Source organism: Siminovitchia terrae (genome assembly GCF_003605405.2).
GTDB lineage: Bacteria > Bacillota > Bacilli > Bacillales > Bacillaceae_C > Siminovitchia > Siminovitchia terrae.
Map to the genome: position 1 here is coordinate 193,066 of NZ_QYTW02000005.1, position 15,673 is coordinate 208,738.

16 protein-coding genes are annotated in these 15,673 nt (G+C 37.2%); 8 read left to right on the top strand and 8 right to left on the bottom strand.

Going from position 1 to position 15,673, the window contains the following annotated elements:
- Positions 1 to 229 precede the first annotated feature (229 nt).
- From D5F11_RS27725 to D5F11_RS08025, 3 genes are read left to right on the top strand one after another with little or no spacing between them, the layout of a single operon-like run.
- A complete protein-coding gene (locus tag D5F11_RS27725; protein WP_280519786.1) occupies positions 230 to 352 on the top strand; it encodes a hypothetical protein in 123 nt (40 codons plus the stop codon).
- 58 nt (positions 353 to 410) lie between these two features.
- Entirely contained in the window at positions 411 to 1,280 is an 870-nt protein-coding gene (locus D5F11_RS08020; protein ID WP_120117473.1) for an ABC transporter ATP-binding protein, read from the top strand.
- Positions 1,273 to 1,884: an ABC-2 transporter permease gene (locus D5F11_RS08025; RefSeq protein ID WP_120117472.1), complete on the top strand. Its 612-nt coding sequence runs from the start codon at positions 1,273 to 1,275 to the stop codon at positions 1,882 to 1,884. The genes D5F11_RS08020 and D5F11_RS08025 overlap by 8 nt, the downstream gene beginning before the upstream one ends.
- 290 nt (positions 1,885 to 2,174) lie before the next feature.
- On the opposite strand, the gene D5F11_RS08030 is transcribed toward D5F11_RS08025, so the two are convergent.
- From D5F11_RS08030 to D5F11_RS08045, 4 genes are read right to left on the bottom strand one after another with little or no spacing between them, the layout of a single operon-like run.
- Entirely contained in the window at positions 2,175 to 2,783 is a 609-nt protein-coding gene (locus tag D5F11_RS08030) for a response regulator transcription factor (protein ID WP_120117471.1), read from the bottom strand.
- Positions 2,776 to 3,885, bottom strand: coding sequence for a sensor histidine kinase (locus tag D5F11_RS08035; RefSeq protein ID WP_120117470.1), 1,110 nt, complete (start codon positions 3,883 to 3,885; stop codon positions 2,776 to 2,778). The genes D5F11_RS08030 and D5F11_RS08035 overlap by 8 nt, the downstream gene beginning before the upstream one ends.
- A 41-nt stretch (positions 3,886 to 3,926) precedes the next feature.
- The gene (locus tag D5F11_RS08040; RefSeq protein WP_120117469.1) at positions 3,927 to 4,706 is read right to left on the bottom strand and encodes an ABC transporter permease; all 780 of its coding nucleotides are present in this window, start codon (positions 4,704 to 4,706) and stop codon (positions 3,927 to 3,929) included.
- A gap of 14 nt (positions 4,707 to 4,720) precedes the next feature.
- Entirely contained in the window at positions 4,721 to 5,386 is a 666-nt protein-coding gene (locus D5F11_RS08045) for an ABC transporter ATP-binding protein (RefSeq protein WP_120117468.1), read from the bottom strand.
- 523 nt (positions 5,387 to 5,909) lie between these two features.
- On the opposite strand from D5F11_RS08045, the gene D5F11_RS26165 reads away from it, so the two are divergent.
- A complete protein-coding gene (locus D5F11_RS26165) occupies positions 5,910 to 6,053 on the top strand; it encodes a hypothetical protein (protein WP_185830573.1) in 144 nt (47 codons plus the stop codon).
- 6 nt (positions 6,054 to 6,059) lie between these two features.
- Here the strand turns inward: D5F11_RS26165 and D5F11_RS08050 are convergent, their stop codons facing one another.
- From D5F11_RS08050 to D5F11_RS08065, 4 genes are all read right to left on the bottom strand, one after another.
- On the bottom strand, positions 6,060 to 7,295 hold the full coding sequence (locus D5F11_RS08050; RefSeq protein WP_120117467.1) for an MFS transporter: 1,236 nt from the start codon (positions 7,293 to 7,295) through the stop codon (positions 6,060 to 6,062).
- A 91-nt stretch (positions 7,296 to 7,386) separates the two neighbouring features.
- Complete coding sequence (locus D5F11_RS08055; RefSeq protein ID WP_120117466.1) at positions 7,387 to 8,844, bottom strand: ABC transporter ATP-binding protein; 1,458 nt, start codon at positions 8,842 to 8,844, stop codon at positions 7,387 to 7,389.
- 11 nt (positions 8,845 to 8,855) lie between these two features.
- Positions 8,856 to 9,527: an energy-coupling factor transporter transmembrane component T gene (locus D5F11_RS08060; RefSeq protein WP_120117465.1), complete on the bottom strand. Its 672-nt coding sequence runs from the start codon at positions 9,525 to 9,527 to the stop codon at positions 8,856 to 8,858.
- A 63-nt stretch (positions 9,528 to 9,590) separates the two neighbouring features.
- Positions 9,591 to 10,196, bottom strand: coding sequence for an MptD family putative ECF transporter S component (locus D5F11_RS08065; protein WP_120117464.1), 606 nt, complete (start codon positions 10,194 to 10,196; stop codon positions 9,591 to 9,593).
- Positions 10,197 to 10,343: 147 nt separating this feature from the next.
- On the opposite strand from D5F11_RS08065, the gene D5F11_RS27325 reads away from it, so the two are divergent.
- The 4 genes from D5F11_RS27325 to D5F11_RS08080 all read left to right on the top strand — a co-directional run bounded on the left by D5F11_RS27325 (position 10,344) and on the right by D5F11_RS08080 (position 15,264).
- Positions 10,344 to 10,493, top strand: coding sequence for a hypothetical protein (locus tag D5F11_RS27325; protein WP_245998138.1), 150 nt, complete (start codon positions 10,344 to 10,346; stop codon positions 10,491 to 10,493).
- Positions 10,424 to 11,488 (top strand): AraC family transcriptional regulator, encoded by a 1,065-nt coding sequence (locus D5F11_RS08070; protein WP_245998142.1) that lies wholly within the window; start codon positions 10,424 to 10,426, stop codon positions 11,486 to 11,488. The genes D5F11_RS27325 and D5F11_RS08070 overlap by 70 nt, the downstream gene beginning before the upstream one ends.
- Before the next feature lie 307 nt (positions 11,489 to 11,795).
- The gene (locus tag D5F11_RS08075; protein WP_120117462.1) at positions 11,796 to 13,562 is read left to right on the top strand and encodes an ABC transporter ATP-binding protein; all 1,767 of its coding nucleotides are present in this window, start codon (positions 11,796 to 11,798) and stop codon (positions 13,560 to 13,562) included.
- The gene (locus tag D5F11_RS08080; RefSeq protein WP_126646522.1) at positions 13,534 to 15,264 is read left to right on the top strand and encodes an ABC transporter ATP-binding protein; all 1,731 of its coding nucleotides are present in this window, start codon (positions 13,534 to 13,536) and stop codon (positions 15,262 to 15,264) included. Before D5F11_RS08075 ends, D5F11_RS08080 begins: the two co-directional genes overlap by 29 nt.
- Positions 15,265 to 15,673: the final 409 nt, after the last annotated feature.

The following is a 15,673-nucleotide window of genomic DNA, read 5'->3' on the forward strand; positions in this document are numbered from 1 at the left end:
AAGATAAGGAAATGGTTGATAAAATGATAAAATAATGTTTCAATAATGTATATAGTGTTTATATAGTATATAATGTTATTATATACTATATTCTATATTGAGATGGAGGATATGAAATTACAAAAGAAGTAGGTTTGTGACAGAAAGAATGGAGGATAAGGTTTGTAGCTTGTTTTAACTTCATTTAGTAGAAGTCTCCGACTTCTGTAAGTGGTGAGAAGAATACATATTGGTATTTCATTCAATGAGGGCAAACTCGACTGAATTCCCCGGCGAATGCCACAGATTTTCAGAGAAGTTTATCGAGCGATACTCGATAAAATCTGGGCACAAATACGTCAAGGCGCATTGATAGAGCTGATCTGTAGCGAAACAAATTACTGAAAATTTATTATGTGAGGAATGGTAGTATGGAAAATATAGTGGAGTTCAAAGGTGTAACGAAGCGTTTTAAAGGTTTTTCCTTAGAAAATATCAATCTACAAATTAAGCAAGGCTATGTGACTGGGTTTATTGGGGCAAATGGAGCGGGAAAATCGACAACAATGAAGTTAATGATGAATCTTTTACAAGCAGATGCAGGTGAAATAAAAGTATTTGGATTAGATTATGCGAGCCATGAGAAAGAGATTAAGGAGCGCATAGGGTTTGTCTACGATAGTAATGTGTTTTATGAAGGTTTAAACATAAAAGATATTCGCCAAATTGTAGCACCTAGTTATAAAAATTGGAGTGACGAGCAATTTTATGATTATATCAAGAAGTTTGAACTGCCATTAAATAAAGCAGTTAAAACGTTTTCGAAAGGGATGCAGATGAAAGTTTCTTTAGCAATGGCTTTATCTCATGATGCCGAATTCATTATGATGGATGAGCCGACAGCCGGATTAGATCCAGTTTTCCGGAGAGAGCTGTTAGATATTTTAAAAGATATTATGGAGGGTGGAAAGAGAACACTTTTCTTTTCCACACATATAACTAGTGATTTAAATCATATTGCTAATTATATTACGTTCATTCAAAAGGGGAAAATTCTTTTCAATGATTCTATGGATGAAGTGCAGGAGCGGTATGCTTTAGTCAAGGGAAGTACTGATTTAATCAATCGTGATACAGAAAAAAGTTTTATAAAGGTAGAGCATTCTTCTACTGGATTTCAAGCTCTGACAGATGATGTAAAGAGAGTGAAGGAGCTATTTGGAGACCGTGTCGTTATTGAAGAAGCTACCTTGGAAGATATTATGTTTTATGTGAAAGGAGCGAGTCATCAACATGTTTAATCTGATAAAAAAAGATATCATTATACAAAAATCACAAGTTTTACTGTTTATTCCATTTATTGTTTTCTTTGCTCTTTTTGGCCAGCATATGAGCCCAGCCTTCATTTTTTTGATAGCTAGTACTTATATACCAATAAATGGATATATATATGATGAACGGGTAGAATCAAATATTCTTCTTAATTCTTTACCGTATACACGAAAAGAGATTGTTGCTGCAAAATATATTGGAGCAATTGTATATATGATTTTATCAATTGGTGTAGCTGGTATTATTCTATATTTATTTAATTATGACTATATGATAAGGGATATAGCCATTGCTGCAGGTCTGTTCTTCGTCTTTGCGGCTTTAGTTTTTCCGTTATTTTATATATTAAAACCTGGTTATATAGGAATGGCGGTTATGATCGGGTTTATAGTCTCAGTATTGATTCTGCCTCCTATTGTTCAATTCTTAGCAAAACATTTCACAGCTATTACGGAGTTTCTTACAAGCTTGTCCACAACGATCCTTTACTTTAGTGGCGCAGGAATTGCTATTGGTCTGTATTTTATTTCTTGGATGGTTAGTCAATTTATTTATCAACACAAAGCGTTCTAACTCTAACGTAACTTATCAAACATAATAACAAAACTTTAAAGGGGTGATCATCATGCTTTTGTTGGCGAGACGGCTTTTCTTACTGTCAATTGATCTAAAAACCATAAATCATACGGGCGCGTAACGTCATTATTGCCCTATAGCATTCCTGTAGATCGTTAAATTTGGGCTTTGATAAAAATAGAGCTCCTCAGTAAGATGAGAGTAGATACCGAAAGAGTCTCAAATCCTTTGATATCAAGGACTTTGAGACTCTTTTGTAGTAGCGCGGTGACAGCCATTTATCTTAATTACCTTTCTGTCATCCAGCCATTCTCTTTTGCTTTAGCAACCGCTTCAATTCGATTTTTTGCTTCTAATTTGCTAATAATTTCCGAAATATAATTGCGAATGGTTCCATCTGTTAAAAATAATTCTTGGGCAATTCCTTTTGAAGTTAATCCCTGTTCAATTAGTATTAGAATCTCCTGTTCACGCTGGGATAGAGGATTTCTTTGGCTGCTCATATATCCTGTAATTAAAGATGGTTCAAAATAAGTCTTTCCCTGAATGGCATTTTTAATAAAAGCAATCAATTCATCGCTCGGGGTATCTTTTAACAAATAGGCTGACACTTTGGCATTCACTGCCCGTTCAAAATAACCATCACGAGCAAAAGTGGTTAAGATTATAACTTTTATTTCACTATCCGATAATTTTTCAGCAACTTCTAAACCTGATAAGTCAGGCATCTCGATATCTGTTAGGATAACATCTGGTTTAAGCTTTTCAACGAGTTCCAAAGCCGTTTTTCCATTGTCTGCGGTGCCAACTACAGACAAGTCCTGATCAAGATTTAAGATTGTTGCCAACGCTGAAGACAGTAAGCCTTGATCTTCCGCAATCAAAATTTTAATCATGGTGATCCTCCTCTAGCGGAATCGTAATCGTCAAACACATCCCCTTGCGATCTGCAACCAATAAATGTCCATTGAGTTGTTCCACCCGTTCACGCATTCCAACTAACCCATTCCCAAATTTTAAGTCTTTTATTCCAATACCATTATCTTGAATCGAAAAAGTAAATACATCCTCTTTTAATAAAAAAGTTATTTTGCAATAGGTAGCTTGGCTATGACGGATAATATTGGTAATTGCTTCACGAAGACAATAGCTTACTTCATTTTGTAATCTTAATGGCACGCCTTGTACGACACTTTCATTCTCCGTAGTCAGGATGACTTTAGCAGCAGAAAGAACACGATTGATTTCTACCAGTTCTTCCATTATTGTCTTTCGGCGCATATCAGAAACTATTTCCCTAACCATTGTCAAAGTTTCTCGAGATAGTTGTTGAACTTCATTGATTTCCTTCTTTGATACAGCAAGATCGTGATCAAATAGCTTTTGCGCTAAATCAAGTTTTATCGTCATAACAGATAGTGACTGTCCTAATGAATCATGCAATTCTCGGGCAATACGATTACGTTCTTTGCCGACAATCAAACTTTCCAGTCTTTCATTTGCTTGGTACATTTGTTTACGTTGTTCTTGCTGCTTTAAAAATTCACGTCCACCAAAAGGGGCCAGTAGAGTGAATAAAGTAAAAGCTCCTGATGCAATCAAGTTTTCATTGTTAAATCTTAACCCTTTCATCCAAACAATAAGTGACCCTGTCATAATCAAGATAAGTAATGCACTATAAAACCAATTAAACCGTTTTGTCGTTAATTTAGAAAAACCGATTTGCCATGCCGGAAACATAAATAGATAAACATAGCCTAAATGAACCAAATAAATAAAACTGATTAAATATTGAATACTGATCCAAAATGGATAATATTTTTCGGCAAAAAGACTATTGCGATAACAAACTGCAAATATAATAATCAATCCTGTCATACATACCTTATCAAGAGAGTCATAAGGATACATACTAAACAACGGGATTAATAAAAAACATAACCAAATCAGTGGCGTAAAGCCCTGATCTTTTGGGAACAAAGTAAACTTTCTTATCATATCAACTTATTCACACCTCTAAACTAACTGATCAAATATTCTTATATTCGCTTTTTATTAAAAGTCAAATAACCTAAGAACAGAAAAATTATAACATAGACACAGTTTCCAATAAGCAAAGAACTGGTCGTTAATTGAGTGAGGTCTCGCATCATTTCGAAATTTGTGAGCTGATTATTGAGATTTAACATATTAAACGGATTCCATTTTAACCACGAATATTCCTTAAGTAGCGAGAATTGAATTCCGGCTAACATTGAAGTTAGAAAATAAGCTACGACCCCAATTAGACTTGCAATCGCATCTTTTTTTACTAAACACGTAATCATAATCACGACGCTGATAAATAACCAAGAAGCGATGAAACTCCCAAGCGTGTTTAATATCATCATCTCAAACAAAGAATGTCCTTGTGTTATGGCACCATCAAAGTGGAATTCTGGAAATAAGATCATCTTTAAGATCATCGTTGCAATGAAGGCCACTGCATGTAAAAAGAGTGAGTAGATTAATATAACGAAAGTTTTACTTGTCAGAATTTGTTTCCGAGTATAGCCTTGCATCAAAATCGTTTTGATTGTACCATAACGAAACTCCATCGAAACTAACTGACTTGCAAAATAAACTAAGCAAAAAACAATTAAACCAGATACACCAAACAGTGCAGGAAGTATCTTTTCCAGTAATAAAATTTCTGTATCGCTATATTTGATAAATAAGCTTACAATGGTTGTGCTGATTATAATTAGTACTGTATGGATCAAAACGCTCTTTTGTTTGATTTGTTTAGATATCTCTTGTTTAATCAATTCTTTCATCATGAATCTTTCCCTTCTTATGCCCAATAACTTAATAATAAATCTTCAAATTCTTCGTTATTTACTTCATTCATTTGAATATCTTGTTCAATCGTTCCATTTTTTAATAAAAGTGTACGATGAATAATTTTCTTTAATTCACTCAGAATATGGCTTGAGATTAAAAAAGTCGTACCCTCTTTCGCATAAGTAAGGATTGTTTCTCGCAAAAGCTTATTTGCACGGGGATCGAGTCCGTTCATCGGTTCATCCAAAATAACTAGTTGCGGATTATTGAGCAGTGCCATCCCAACCCCTAAGCGCTGCTTCATTCCTAAAGAATAATCCTTAATTTTTAGATTGATAAATTCATTTAAGTCTAAACGATGTACTACTTTTTGAATTTCCTGTTCAGTACTATGTATCGCTAAAAAAAGTTCCAAGTGCTCATATCCGGTTAAGAACGGGTAGAGTCCTGGATGTTCGATCAAAGCTCCAACATTTTTAATGTCAGTTTGAAAAGTAATCCTTCCGGAGTTTAGTGGAATAAATTTTAAAATAGCTTTCATCAGAGTTGTTTTCCCTGCACCATTTGAACCTACTAAGCCAACGATTTCTCCTTGATTCAAAGAGAAGCTGACATTCTTTAAAACTTCTTTTTTATGATAGTTAACACCTAATTGATTAATTGATAATAATTTCATCTTCCGTTCCTCTTTTCACTTGATAAATCAAGTATAGGGATTTACTCAGGTCTTGATTAGACGTAAATGTAAGGAGTTCATATGACAAATGTCATTTTTTTTTCAAAAAAAACAGACAGCCGATACTGTCTGTTTAATCCCGATTAATAGATTGGATAGCCTGCTATCGAGGCAGTAATTCATAAACTTACATTTGAAAACAGCATGCTGATAAAAGCCTGCTGTTTAATGTTCTTGAGAGATATTTGGGGGCAATTACTAGTAATAGTCTCATCTGAATTTCATTCTACTGGCCGTATATTTGTGGTGCTGTAATATACATTTTCCTCATCCCATTATAGAATATCAAATGATCCTCAACTTCCCCCGCTAATAAAAATGCATTTTTATTAGCAAAAACGCGGTTTGATATTTTGGATGTCTAGTAGTCCTGGCACAAACAAACCATAGTTTTATGTTGGACTAGTGCGTAAAAAGTTTTTAACTTCATTCAGCAGAAGTCTCCCACTTCTGTAAGTGGGAGATGAATACATATTGGTATTCCATTCAGTGGGGGTTCAAACCCCGGCTGAATAAAGTTAAAGCCTCCGGCGGATGCCACAGATTTTCTGGGTGCAAATACGCCAAGGCGCATTTGATAAAGGTGAATCAAAATTGTGCCAACTAAAAACTTTTATAGTGCCTCATCGTTTACATTTTCTACCCGTTTTTCAGCATGTCTTTTTCTGCTTGAAGGTAGAAATAAACTGAGAAATGCACAGATTAAAAATCCACTCAGACTAAACAAATAGGCGGCGCTAAATCCGCCAAAGTGGTCGATGATCCAACCAGAAAAACCAGGACCAATCATCTGGCCGATACCATAAAAGACAGAAATAAAACTAATGGCTAAAGCAACGTATTGTTGTTCCACAAGCTTGGCCACTTGCAGCTGGATTAAGACGAGTGTTCCGCCCAATGATGTGCCCCAAATAAATGAGGCTAATGTAAAATATAGCGGGGCAGTCTGGATGACCGGAATAAAACTTCCGAAAGCAGATAGTAACAAGACCGTGACTAATGCTTGTTTAATACCGAAATGATCTGCAATCCATCCCCACAGTGGCGGTCCGAATATAGAGACGAACCCAGCAAAAGAATATATTGAACCAGCGAGCGATTCTGTTTCACCTAGATCAATAAGATAGCTTGTCTGATAGAGGCTCGGAACCAAGTAAACTAAGCCAACAATAAAGTAAATGCTAGCGAGCAAATAAAGTGGTTTTGAACGCCAGACTTTATTTGACGGTTCTTTAGAACCAAATGTTTTTTCTTTTGATGATAAGTCTTTTAGAAATAATAATGTCAATAAAAGTATCGCTAACGTTATGAGCGCAAAAATGAACCAGGCATAACGCCATGCCTCTCCTGAAAATACCTTAACAACGCTCGGAACAATTAAGCCGCTGAGAAGGATACCAATTCCTGCACCACTCATTAAAAAACCCATGACCATCCCGCGTTTATCCGGGAATGAAGTGACGACCAAAGACATGAGCGGAGTAAATACTAATGCGCTCCCCAAACCTAATAAGAACACGCTGATTGCTGCGAATAAATAACTGTTGACGAACATTAAACAAAATAGCCCGATTAATACAGCGATGTTTCCAATTACAACTGTATTCTTTGCACCAATCTTTCCAGTCATCACACCAGATGATCCTACCGTAACTAAATAACCCAGGAATAAATACGTGCCAAGCATGCCAGCTTCTGTCGTTGTCAAACCGAGGTCAGTTTGCATAAATGGTAGAATCACACCATAGGCCATTCGCCCAAAGCCTGTTGTTGTGATCAGTAATCCCATCCCAAGAAAAATAAATACATACAAATATTTTTTATCTGTTCGTGTTTGAGGATTATCCACTTAGATGACACCTTCTTTTACAAATCAAATTTATTTTAAGGTTGTAGTAGAAAGAGAGATTCATTAATTGATGAATCTCTCTAATTAGGTTTTATGATTTTTCCATTAGGTGAACAATTTCTTGAAAGTTTAGTTCGTTTGTTGCTACGTCCATTGTAATTGATCCATCTTCAAGTTTGAGGACTCGCTGACATGCCCCTGAGACAAGCTCGTGGTCATGTGTAATGACAAGGACGGAGCAGGAGCGTCGGCTCAGCTGATGAATCATGTCAATAACGCGCTGGAGATTCTTGCCGTCTAGTCCTGATGTTGGTTCGTCTAATATGAAGATAGAGGCCTTTTGCATTAAGCCGATGGCAAGGACGAGTCTTTGTTTTTCACCCCCTGATAATGTAGCAGGATGGTGGTTTTTCAGATGCCATAAATCAAGTTTATTCAGCAAACGGGAAGCCTCTTCTTCGCTATCTTGTTGATGCAGTATTACTTCGTTCCAAACACTGTCAGTAAACAGTTGATAGACTGTATCCTGCATAACAAACCAAATATGATTCATCTGCTGTTTACGATTTAGCACGCGGTTATCTACAAATATTTTCCCGGATTTTTCCTTTGTAAGTCCGATTAATGTACGGGCAAGCGTTGTTTTACCAGCACCATTTTTACCAATCAGTGCAGTTACCTCATGTGTATTTAAGGTGAGATTTACATTCTTCAATACAAAGCTTTTGGATCTAGAGTGGCGCACAGAGAGATTGTCTATTCTTATTTTTGGTTTCGGCTCTGGAAGTGACCATGTGTTCATCTCGCCTGCTTGAAGAGAAGGCAAGCGCAGCCCAAGTTGCTGAATGTGATGATAGGACATACTTCGCAGTTCAGTGGGTGTGAAAACTTTTGTAATTTGACCATTTTCCATATAAATGATGCGATCCACTATGTCCATAAGATAGTAGAGGCGATGTTCGATAACGACAATCGTTTTTCCTTGTCTTTTCAGCTCAAAAAGCTCATCTTGTAGCATTTGTGTAGCCGGCAAATCAAGGTTGGCAGAGGGTTCATCCATTACAAAGATTGGCGGCTCAATGAGCTGTGTAGCCGCAATGGCTACTTTTTGTTTTTGACCACTGGATAGACTCATGACATTTTGGTAACGGATCGGCTGTAAGTTTGCTTGGTCAATCACTTCCTCCAAGCGCTGTTGAATAAGTGATCGTTCAATTCCGTAGTTTTCCAGTTCAAAGACTAGCTCGTCTTGAACAATGGATGTAAAAAATTGTGACTTCGGATCTTGAAAGACACTGCCAATTTTTTTGCTCCATTCCCAAATGGGCAAAGCTTGTGTCGTTTGTCCGTCGATTGCTACACTCCCTGTAATATGTCCATCATAAAAATGGGGAATCAGCCCGTTGATGATGCGGCCAAGCGTGGTTTTGCCGGATCCAGATGGACCTGTAATACAAACACATTCCCCCTTTTTTATATGGAGATTAATATTTTGTAAAAGAGTCTTTCCTGGTTGATACTCAAATTGAACATTTTTAAGTGTAATCATAGTTATTCTCCCTAGACAATCCACAATGTACTAAGCATTCCGAGTCCTGCTGCCAAGCCAACAGCATCCTTTGGTTGAAAAGCAATTTCATAATGACTTGTTTTTTTACAAGGAGCGTCAATACCTCGTGTTGTGGCAGAAGCGCTTAAATCATCTGCTAGTCGAATGGTTCGCATGAGAAGTGGAATCATTGAATGCTCGAACATTTGCAGAGGATGCAGCCAGTTTTTGGCTTGCTTGAATGAAATTCCGCGAATCATCGCGTTTTCACCGATTATTTTAGATTCTGCGCGCAAGATTGGAAAAAATCGCAATGCCACAGTAAAGGTAAGTAGAATACTTTCAGGGACCTTCAGTTTTTGCAGGCTTGCAATGAGCTTTCCAGAAGGTACTTTTGCTAAGCCAGAAGCGATGATGATTGTCGGTAAAGTTTTAAGTGCAATTAATAACATTAATAAAAAGACATTCAAAAATGTATCGCTCAAATAATTTGTAATAAGGTACCTTGCAAGTAACAGCCCGCAGTACATGAGAAACCAATTGATTCCTAATCGGTATTGATTTTGACAGGCGAGTAGAAGGATGGCAATCGCGGCCAGGACAAGTGAACCTGTCTCATTGACGAAAATTGCCAAACATCCACAAATAAGTAACAAACCAAACTGTAAACGGACATCAAACATAAAAACTCTCCTAATGATTCCTTCGCAAGTCTCTTTATGGAAAGAGATAGGATGTCGGAAGTGTTAGTGATATTGGATATAACCTGATTTGATGAAATGTTTGTTGAGTAATTTCTTCGATAAATGACAACCAATCATCGCCATCATGAAGGAAAAAGCAATTCCGATGGAAAGCCATATTGGCGAATAAGCATAACTTACCATTCGATCAATTGTTTCAGGTGAAAATTGCATTGTATCTAAACTTTCTTTCCCGAAGACATAAATGTTCATCACGCCGCCTGTTCCATAAATAGCACCGTATAAACCGAACGCCAATCCTTGGCGTGAGACATTGCGGTACTGTGAGCCGTTGCCTTTGATAAGTGTAAGCTCGCCAAGCAAACCGGCAATGGCGAAGAATGGCAGCATCAGTGGTGCACCCATAAGTGTATAAATCAGGCCTTGCACAATTGCCATAAAAAATAACGTGCCACCTTTACCAACGCGGATCGCCATCAACATATACACTAAGCTCGTAACGAAAAGGCTCGTACCAGAAATATAGGGCATTGCAACAGCCGTGAATGGAGTCATGATCATATTGACAATGGTTTGTACGATAAAAATCAAAATCGTATATAGACCAATCGTAATGAAATCTTTGGCTAGTAATTTCTTTGTTTTCATCATGTTTAGCTCCTTTTCTTCTATTGCTAAACCAAATGATAACGATTATCATTACTATTAACTACTCCATTAATTTTGAAATAATCCAATCGGATCGCAAAGTTTAACTTCATTCAGCAGAAATCTCCCACTTCTATAAATGGTGAGATGAAAGCATATTGGTATTCCATTCAGTGGGGGTTCAAACCCCGACTGAATAAAGTCAAAGCCTCCGGCGGATGCCACAGATTTACAAAATTTATCGAGCAGAGTTCGATAAAATCTGGGCGCAAATACGCCAAGGCGCATTTGATTTAGAAAGGATGTTTCACTTGAAGAATGATATTTTAAATCAGAGCTACGAAGCGCTCGAAAGTGTATACATTCAAAAGATACGCGATGTATGGTTAGGTGAAATATATGAATATTCACCTCGTTATGGTGAGGGAACGCTTGAACGTTATATTTTAGAACCTGGAATTGAACTAGCGATATTCCGTCAATGCACGCATGAAAGACTAGCAGAATCATTGCCTTATCATCAAAAGAATATGATTGAAATTACGTCACTTGCCAAAGGTGAGTTATATGTACGCTATGACCCAGCGGATGAATGGACGAAATGCGACAATCAGCAGCTCATTTATTTTAGTTGGTCAAAGCCACTTAAGTACTATGATTTTCGCTGCAAACAAGCAGACGGTATTGGACTGTATTTAAATATGGACTTGCTGACGAATGGAATTTCGGGCAGTCAAAGTTGGGTGCAGTTGTTGGAGCGGTTGTTTAAAACAAATGTGCGCGTCTATGCAAGAAAAAGCTCACCCATCCATCGTTCTATTACAACGCAGCTTATGGTGCCATATGAGGAAAATGTGATGAATCATTTCCTATTGAAATCAAAAGCTTTGGAGTTTTTATCACATTGTGTGAACGATGAGTTGGGGGAGGAGATTACTTTTTGTCCTGATGCCCGCATACGCAAAGTGAAAGAAAAAATAGATGCATCCTATGATTCACCATTGCAAGTGAATCAATTGGCGAAAGAATTCAATATTCCACCAATGACGCTTCAAAAACAATTTAAACAAAGCTACGGTTGTACAGTTTACCGATATATTCAAAAAAGACGAATGGACGCTGCGATGAAAGCGTTACTCACAACAGACCAAAGCATAACAGACATTTCAATCAAAGTTGGTTATGATAATCCAAGCAAGTTTGCAACGGTATTTAAAAAACAGTACGGTGAGACACCTCTTCATTATCGAAGAAAGTATCGTTACCATTCTTTACATGATTTTACCCCTTAAGTTGAATGTATCCTGCTTTTACAAAATGTTTTTTGAGAAGGGCTGCTTCTAGATAATCCTAGTCCATGCTGCGAGCAATCCTGTTAAAAACAAATAGGCGAAGTCCACAATTGGGTCAATCATAGATTGTGAATATTGCATTTTTTATAAAAGAATTTTATGGATTCAACTCATTAAGTAAAAGACCTTTTCAAAAGAAAAATACTTTTGAAAAGGTCTTTTTGGATTGTTTTTATTTTTTTAGAGTGGCGATTGATAATTATTTTCAATTATAAAGGATATAGGTTATGAAAAAGGGGAGTTGGAGATGAAAGAGCAGTCGAATTTCGCATTTTTATGGGGCGAAACGAAAGGCCAGCGCGGTAAACTGTTAGCAGCAGTCATATTTAGCGCGCTAAGTACGATATTGACGTATGCGCCATTTTTAGTGGCGTACTTTATTTTAAATGAATTATTACAACCTGATCCTCGTCTCCAAGAAGTGAAATCATGGGCATTCATCGTTGCAGGGCTCATTCTCTTGCGATTTTTATTCTTAGGATTGTCAGGAGTGTACTCACATATTGCTGCTTACAATGTTTTATACCAACTGCGTGCCAAGACGGTGGCGCATCTAGGGAAACTGCCACTAGGCTACTTTACAAAAACGACATCAGGTGATTTGAAAAAAACAATTAATGAGGATATTGAAAAAGTAGAAAATTCATTGGCACATCAATTGCCTGATTTATCAGCTGCATTTATTGCGCCTGCAGTTATTTTTATATACCTATTAACAGTGGATTGGAAGTTGAGTTTATTATTGCTAGTTCCTCTAGTTTTAAGTTATGGGATTCAAATGTTGATGTTTCGAAATGTAGAAGAAAACATGAAGCTCTACCATCGTCATTTGGTTGAGATGAACTCATCTTTTATTGAGTACATTCGGGGAATGGCCGTCTTTAAAGCATTCAATATGACTGGAGCCTCTTTTCAAAAACTGCGTCAAGCCATTATGAGTTATGAAAAAATATGGATCAAGATGACGAAAGAACAATCATTTTTTTATTCATTATTCATTGTGATGACAGATGCAGCACCATTATTTGTTATCCCTGTAGGGGGATATCGTGTACTCCAAGGTACATTGGATGTGAGTGCGTATTTATTTTTCCTTATATTGAGTATGACATTTTTAGCTTCTCTCAAACAGTTGTTGGATTTGGGGAGAGGATTATCGATGATATTAGAGGGAATGTCGCGACTAAAGCTGATCTGGTCAACACCTGCCCAAAGAATAGGAAATGTTAAGTTGAGAAAAGCAGAGGTTCAATCTTTACGGTTTGATAATGTATCTTTTAAATATGATGAACAATATACCCTGCGAAATATTTCACTTGAAGTTAAACGTGGAGAAACTATTGCGTTTGTTGGGCCTTCTGGTGCGGGGAAGTCAACGGCAGCTGAATTAGCGGCGCGGTTTTTCGATATGGAAGAAGGTGCCATTTATATGAATGATACGAGGTTACAAGAGATTGATCAACATTCACTAATGGACAATATCGCTTTTGTTTTTCAAGATACGTTTTTAATGGATGATACCATGTGGAATAACGTTTCGATGGGTGGCGATTATTCGAAAGAAGAAGTAGAGCGTGCATGCAAGGCAGCAGAAATCCATGAGTTTATTGCGTCCTTGCCAAAAGGGTATGATACGAGGTTAGGAGAAGCGGGTGTAAAAGTGAGCGGTGGTCAAAAACAACGAATTACGATTGCGAGAGCGATTTTAAAAGATGCGCCGATTATCATTTTAGATGAAGCCACTTCACATGCAGATGTCGAAAACGAGCGCAAAATTCAAAAAGCGTTGGATCACTTATTACAAGATAAGATGGCAATTATTATTGCACATCGTTTGCATACGATTCAACATGCGACACGCATCTATGTATTTGAGGACGGACGCATTGTAGAAGAAGGCACAGATGAAGAGTTAATAGCACAAACAGGTCGTTATCGAGGTATGTGGGCTGCGTATACAAAATTTGAGGAAGGAGGGGATCTCATTGTATCAAAAACTTCAGCTCGTCTTTAATCAACAATTGAATCGCCTCTACTTACCGGTTCTGTTAACCATTTTGGATACGTTTGGGACAGCAAGCATCTTCGGTAGTGTATATTATGTTTTACTTCATTTGATTGAAGGGCAATTTACATCAGGTACATTGAAAACTACCATGTTTATTCTTGGGATTGGTTATGTCATTCGTCTCTTGGCAGTGGGCTTTTCACAATACTTATTCCAAATAAGAGGAGCCATGTTAATTCGTGATGCACGTCTTAACATTTCCAATCATTTGAAAGAATTACCGCTTGGATATTTCTCAAAAGAAAGTATCGGTACGATTATTAATACGTGTACTGTTGATATGACACAAGCTGAGCGTGTCATTACTCATTTGATCGGAGATATGCTTAAAGTGACATTTGTTACGGGGTACATTTTGATCGTATCCTTTTTGGTCGAGCCCAAGCTCGCGCTCATTCAATTGATATTAGTAATGCTCTCGTTGCCGCTCATCGTGTGGATTGGGAAATTAGGTGAAAAAGGCGGACTGCAGAAAAAGGTTGTCGTTAGCGATGTATTAGCACGTGTGATGGAATATATTGATGGGATTCGCATTTTCCGTTCTTATAATCAAACAGGAATGGCTTTTGGAAGGTTGAATGAGTCATTCAAACGTTATCGTGATGAAAGTATTCATCTTGAAGTGAAGTTAGTACCACTTAACTTTATATTTTTTATTATCATTGACTTCATCGTGCCGATTATTTTTATTGCAGGTTCATATATGTTGTTGGCAGGCGAGATTCAAATGGAAGCGATGGTAATCTTCATTATCATTTCGTTAGGGGTTTCGACTTTATTTCGCCCGTTTAGCGTATTGTATACGGAGTATAAAGTATTGTCTGTAACGATTAACCATATTGTGTCACTCTACGAAATGGATACAGCGCCTTATACAAAAGAGACTGCAGACTTTCCGCATTACGAAATTGAATTTGATCATGTGCAGTTTGCATATGAAAAAGGGCAGCCAGTGTTACGGGATATGTCCTTTGCAATGCTGCCGAATACGATGACTGCTTTAATCGGTTCATCAGGATCGGGAAAAAGTACGATTCTGAATGTATTAGCACGCTTTTGGGATATCGACGACGGTGCAATCCGCATTGGCGGACAAAATATTCAAGAGATTAAACCGGACGCTCTGTTGGAACAGATGAGTATAATGTTCCAAAATGTATATGTGTTGAATGATACAATACTACAAAACATTATTATTGGTAAGCCGAACGCCACACGAGAAGAAGTGGAGCAAGCCTGCCGACGTGCCAATTGTCATGATTTTATTATGAAATTAGAGCATGGATACGACACGGTTGTTGGAGAAGGAGGTTCGACTTTATCGGGTGGAGAGAAGCAAAGGATTTCGCTTGCGCGTGCATTTTTAAAAGATGCGCCAATTATTTTGCTTGATGAAGCGACTGCATCGCTAGACCCTTATAATGAAATGGGAATTACAGAAGCTGTGGATGAATTAGTGGAGGGAAAGACCGTTGTCGTCATTGCCCATAAATTGAACACAATACAACATGCGGATCAAATTCTACTTCTTGAAAACGGAACGATTCGAGAGAGAGGGACGCATGAAGAGTTGATAGCATTAAATGACCGCTACGCGTCGATGTATCATGAACAATTGGAAGCAAAAGGGTGGAGACTTCAAGTATAGGAAGCAGTATTTATTAACTCCTTTGGTGCATGATTGGATCCAAGAGAGATAAAACAGCGACAATAACAATAACCAAAACATTGTTTTCGGACAGTGTTTTTTCTTTTAATTAGGAGACTGTTTTTTAAATAGAATAATAGAAAAAGAAAGCATTGACGTAAAGAATATATGATGATAGTATATCTCTACTGGCAATACTCAAACTTAATTATTTTTCAAACGAAGAAATAATTGAAAAAAAGTGTTGACGATAGAATGATAAAATGATATATTTAAAAAGTCGCCTCAAACGAGATTAAAAACAATTCAAAAAAGTTGTTGACAATCAAAAACGAACGCGATACAATAGAAAAGCTGCTCGAGAGAGCAACTTAAAGTTTGATCTTTGAAAACTGAACGAAACGAAACG

Bases quoted from the DNA above. Each gene is read 5' to 3' on its own strand.
- D5F11_RS08040 (WP_120117469.1), bottom strand. From the start codon at position 4,706: ATGATGAAAGAATTGATTAAACAAGAGATATCTAAACAAATCAAACAA.
- D5F11_RS27325 (WP_245998138.1), top strand. From the start codon at position 10,344: ATGAAAGCATATTGGTATTCCATTCAGTGGGGGTTCAAACCCCGACTG.
- D5F11_RS08065 (WP_120117464.1), bottom strand. From the start codon at position 10,196: ATGAAAACAAAGAAATTACTAGCCAAAGATTTCATTACGATTGGTCTA.
- D5F11_RS08035 (WP_120117470.1), bottom strand. From the start codon at position 3,885: ATGATAAGAAAGTTTACTTTGTTCCCAAAAGATCAGGGCTTTACGCCA.
- D5F11_RS26165 (WP_185830573.1), top strand. From the start codon at position 5,910: ATGAATACATATTGGTATTCCATTCAGTGGGGGTTCAAACCCCGGCTG.
- D5F11_RS08055 (WP_120117466.1), bottom strand. From the start codon at position 8,844: ATGATTACACTTAAAAATGTTCAATTTGAGTATCAACCAGGAAAGACT.
- D5F11_RS08060 (WP_120117465.1), bottom strand. From the start codon at position 9,527: ATGTTTGATGTCCGTTTACAGTTTGGTTTGTTACTTATTTGTGGATGT.
- D5F11_RS08045 (WP_120117468.1), bottom strand. From the start codon at position 5,386: ATGAAATTATTATCAATTAATCAATTAGGTGTTAACTATCATAAAAAA.
- D5F11_RS08075 (WP_120117462.1), top strand. From the start codon at position 11,796: ATGAAAGAGCAGTCGAATTTCGCATTTTTATGGGGCGAAACGAAAGGC.
- D5F11_RS08030 (WP_120117471.1), bottom strand. From the start codon at position 2,783: ATGATTAAAATTTTGATTGCGGAAGATCAAGGCTTACTGTCTTCAGCG.
- D5F11_RS08025 (WP_120117472.1), top strand. From the start codon at position 1,273: ATGTTTAATCTGATAAAAAAAGATATCATTATACAAAAATCACAAGTT.
- D5F11_RS08020 (WP_120117473.1), top strand. From the start codon at position 411: ATGGAAAATATAGTGGAGTTCAAAGGTGTAACGAAGCGTTTTAAAGGT.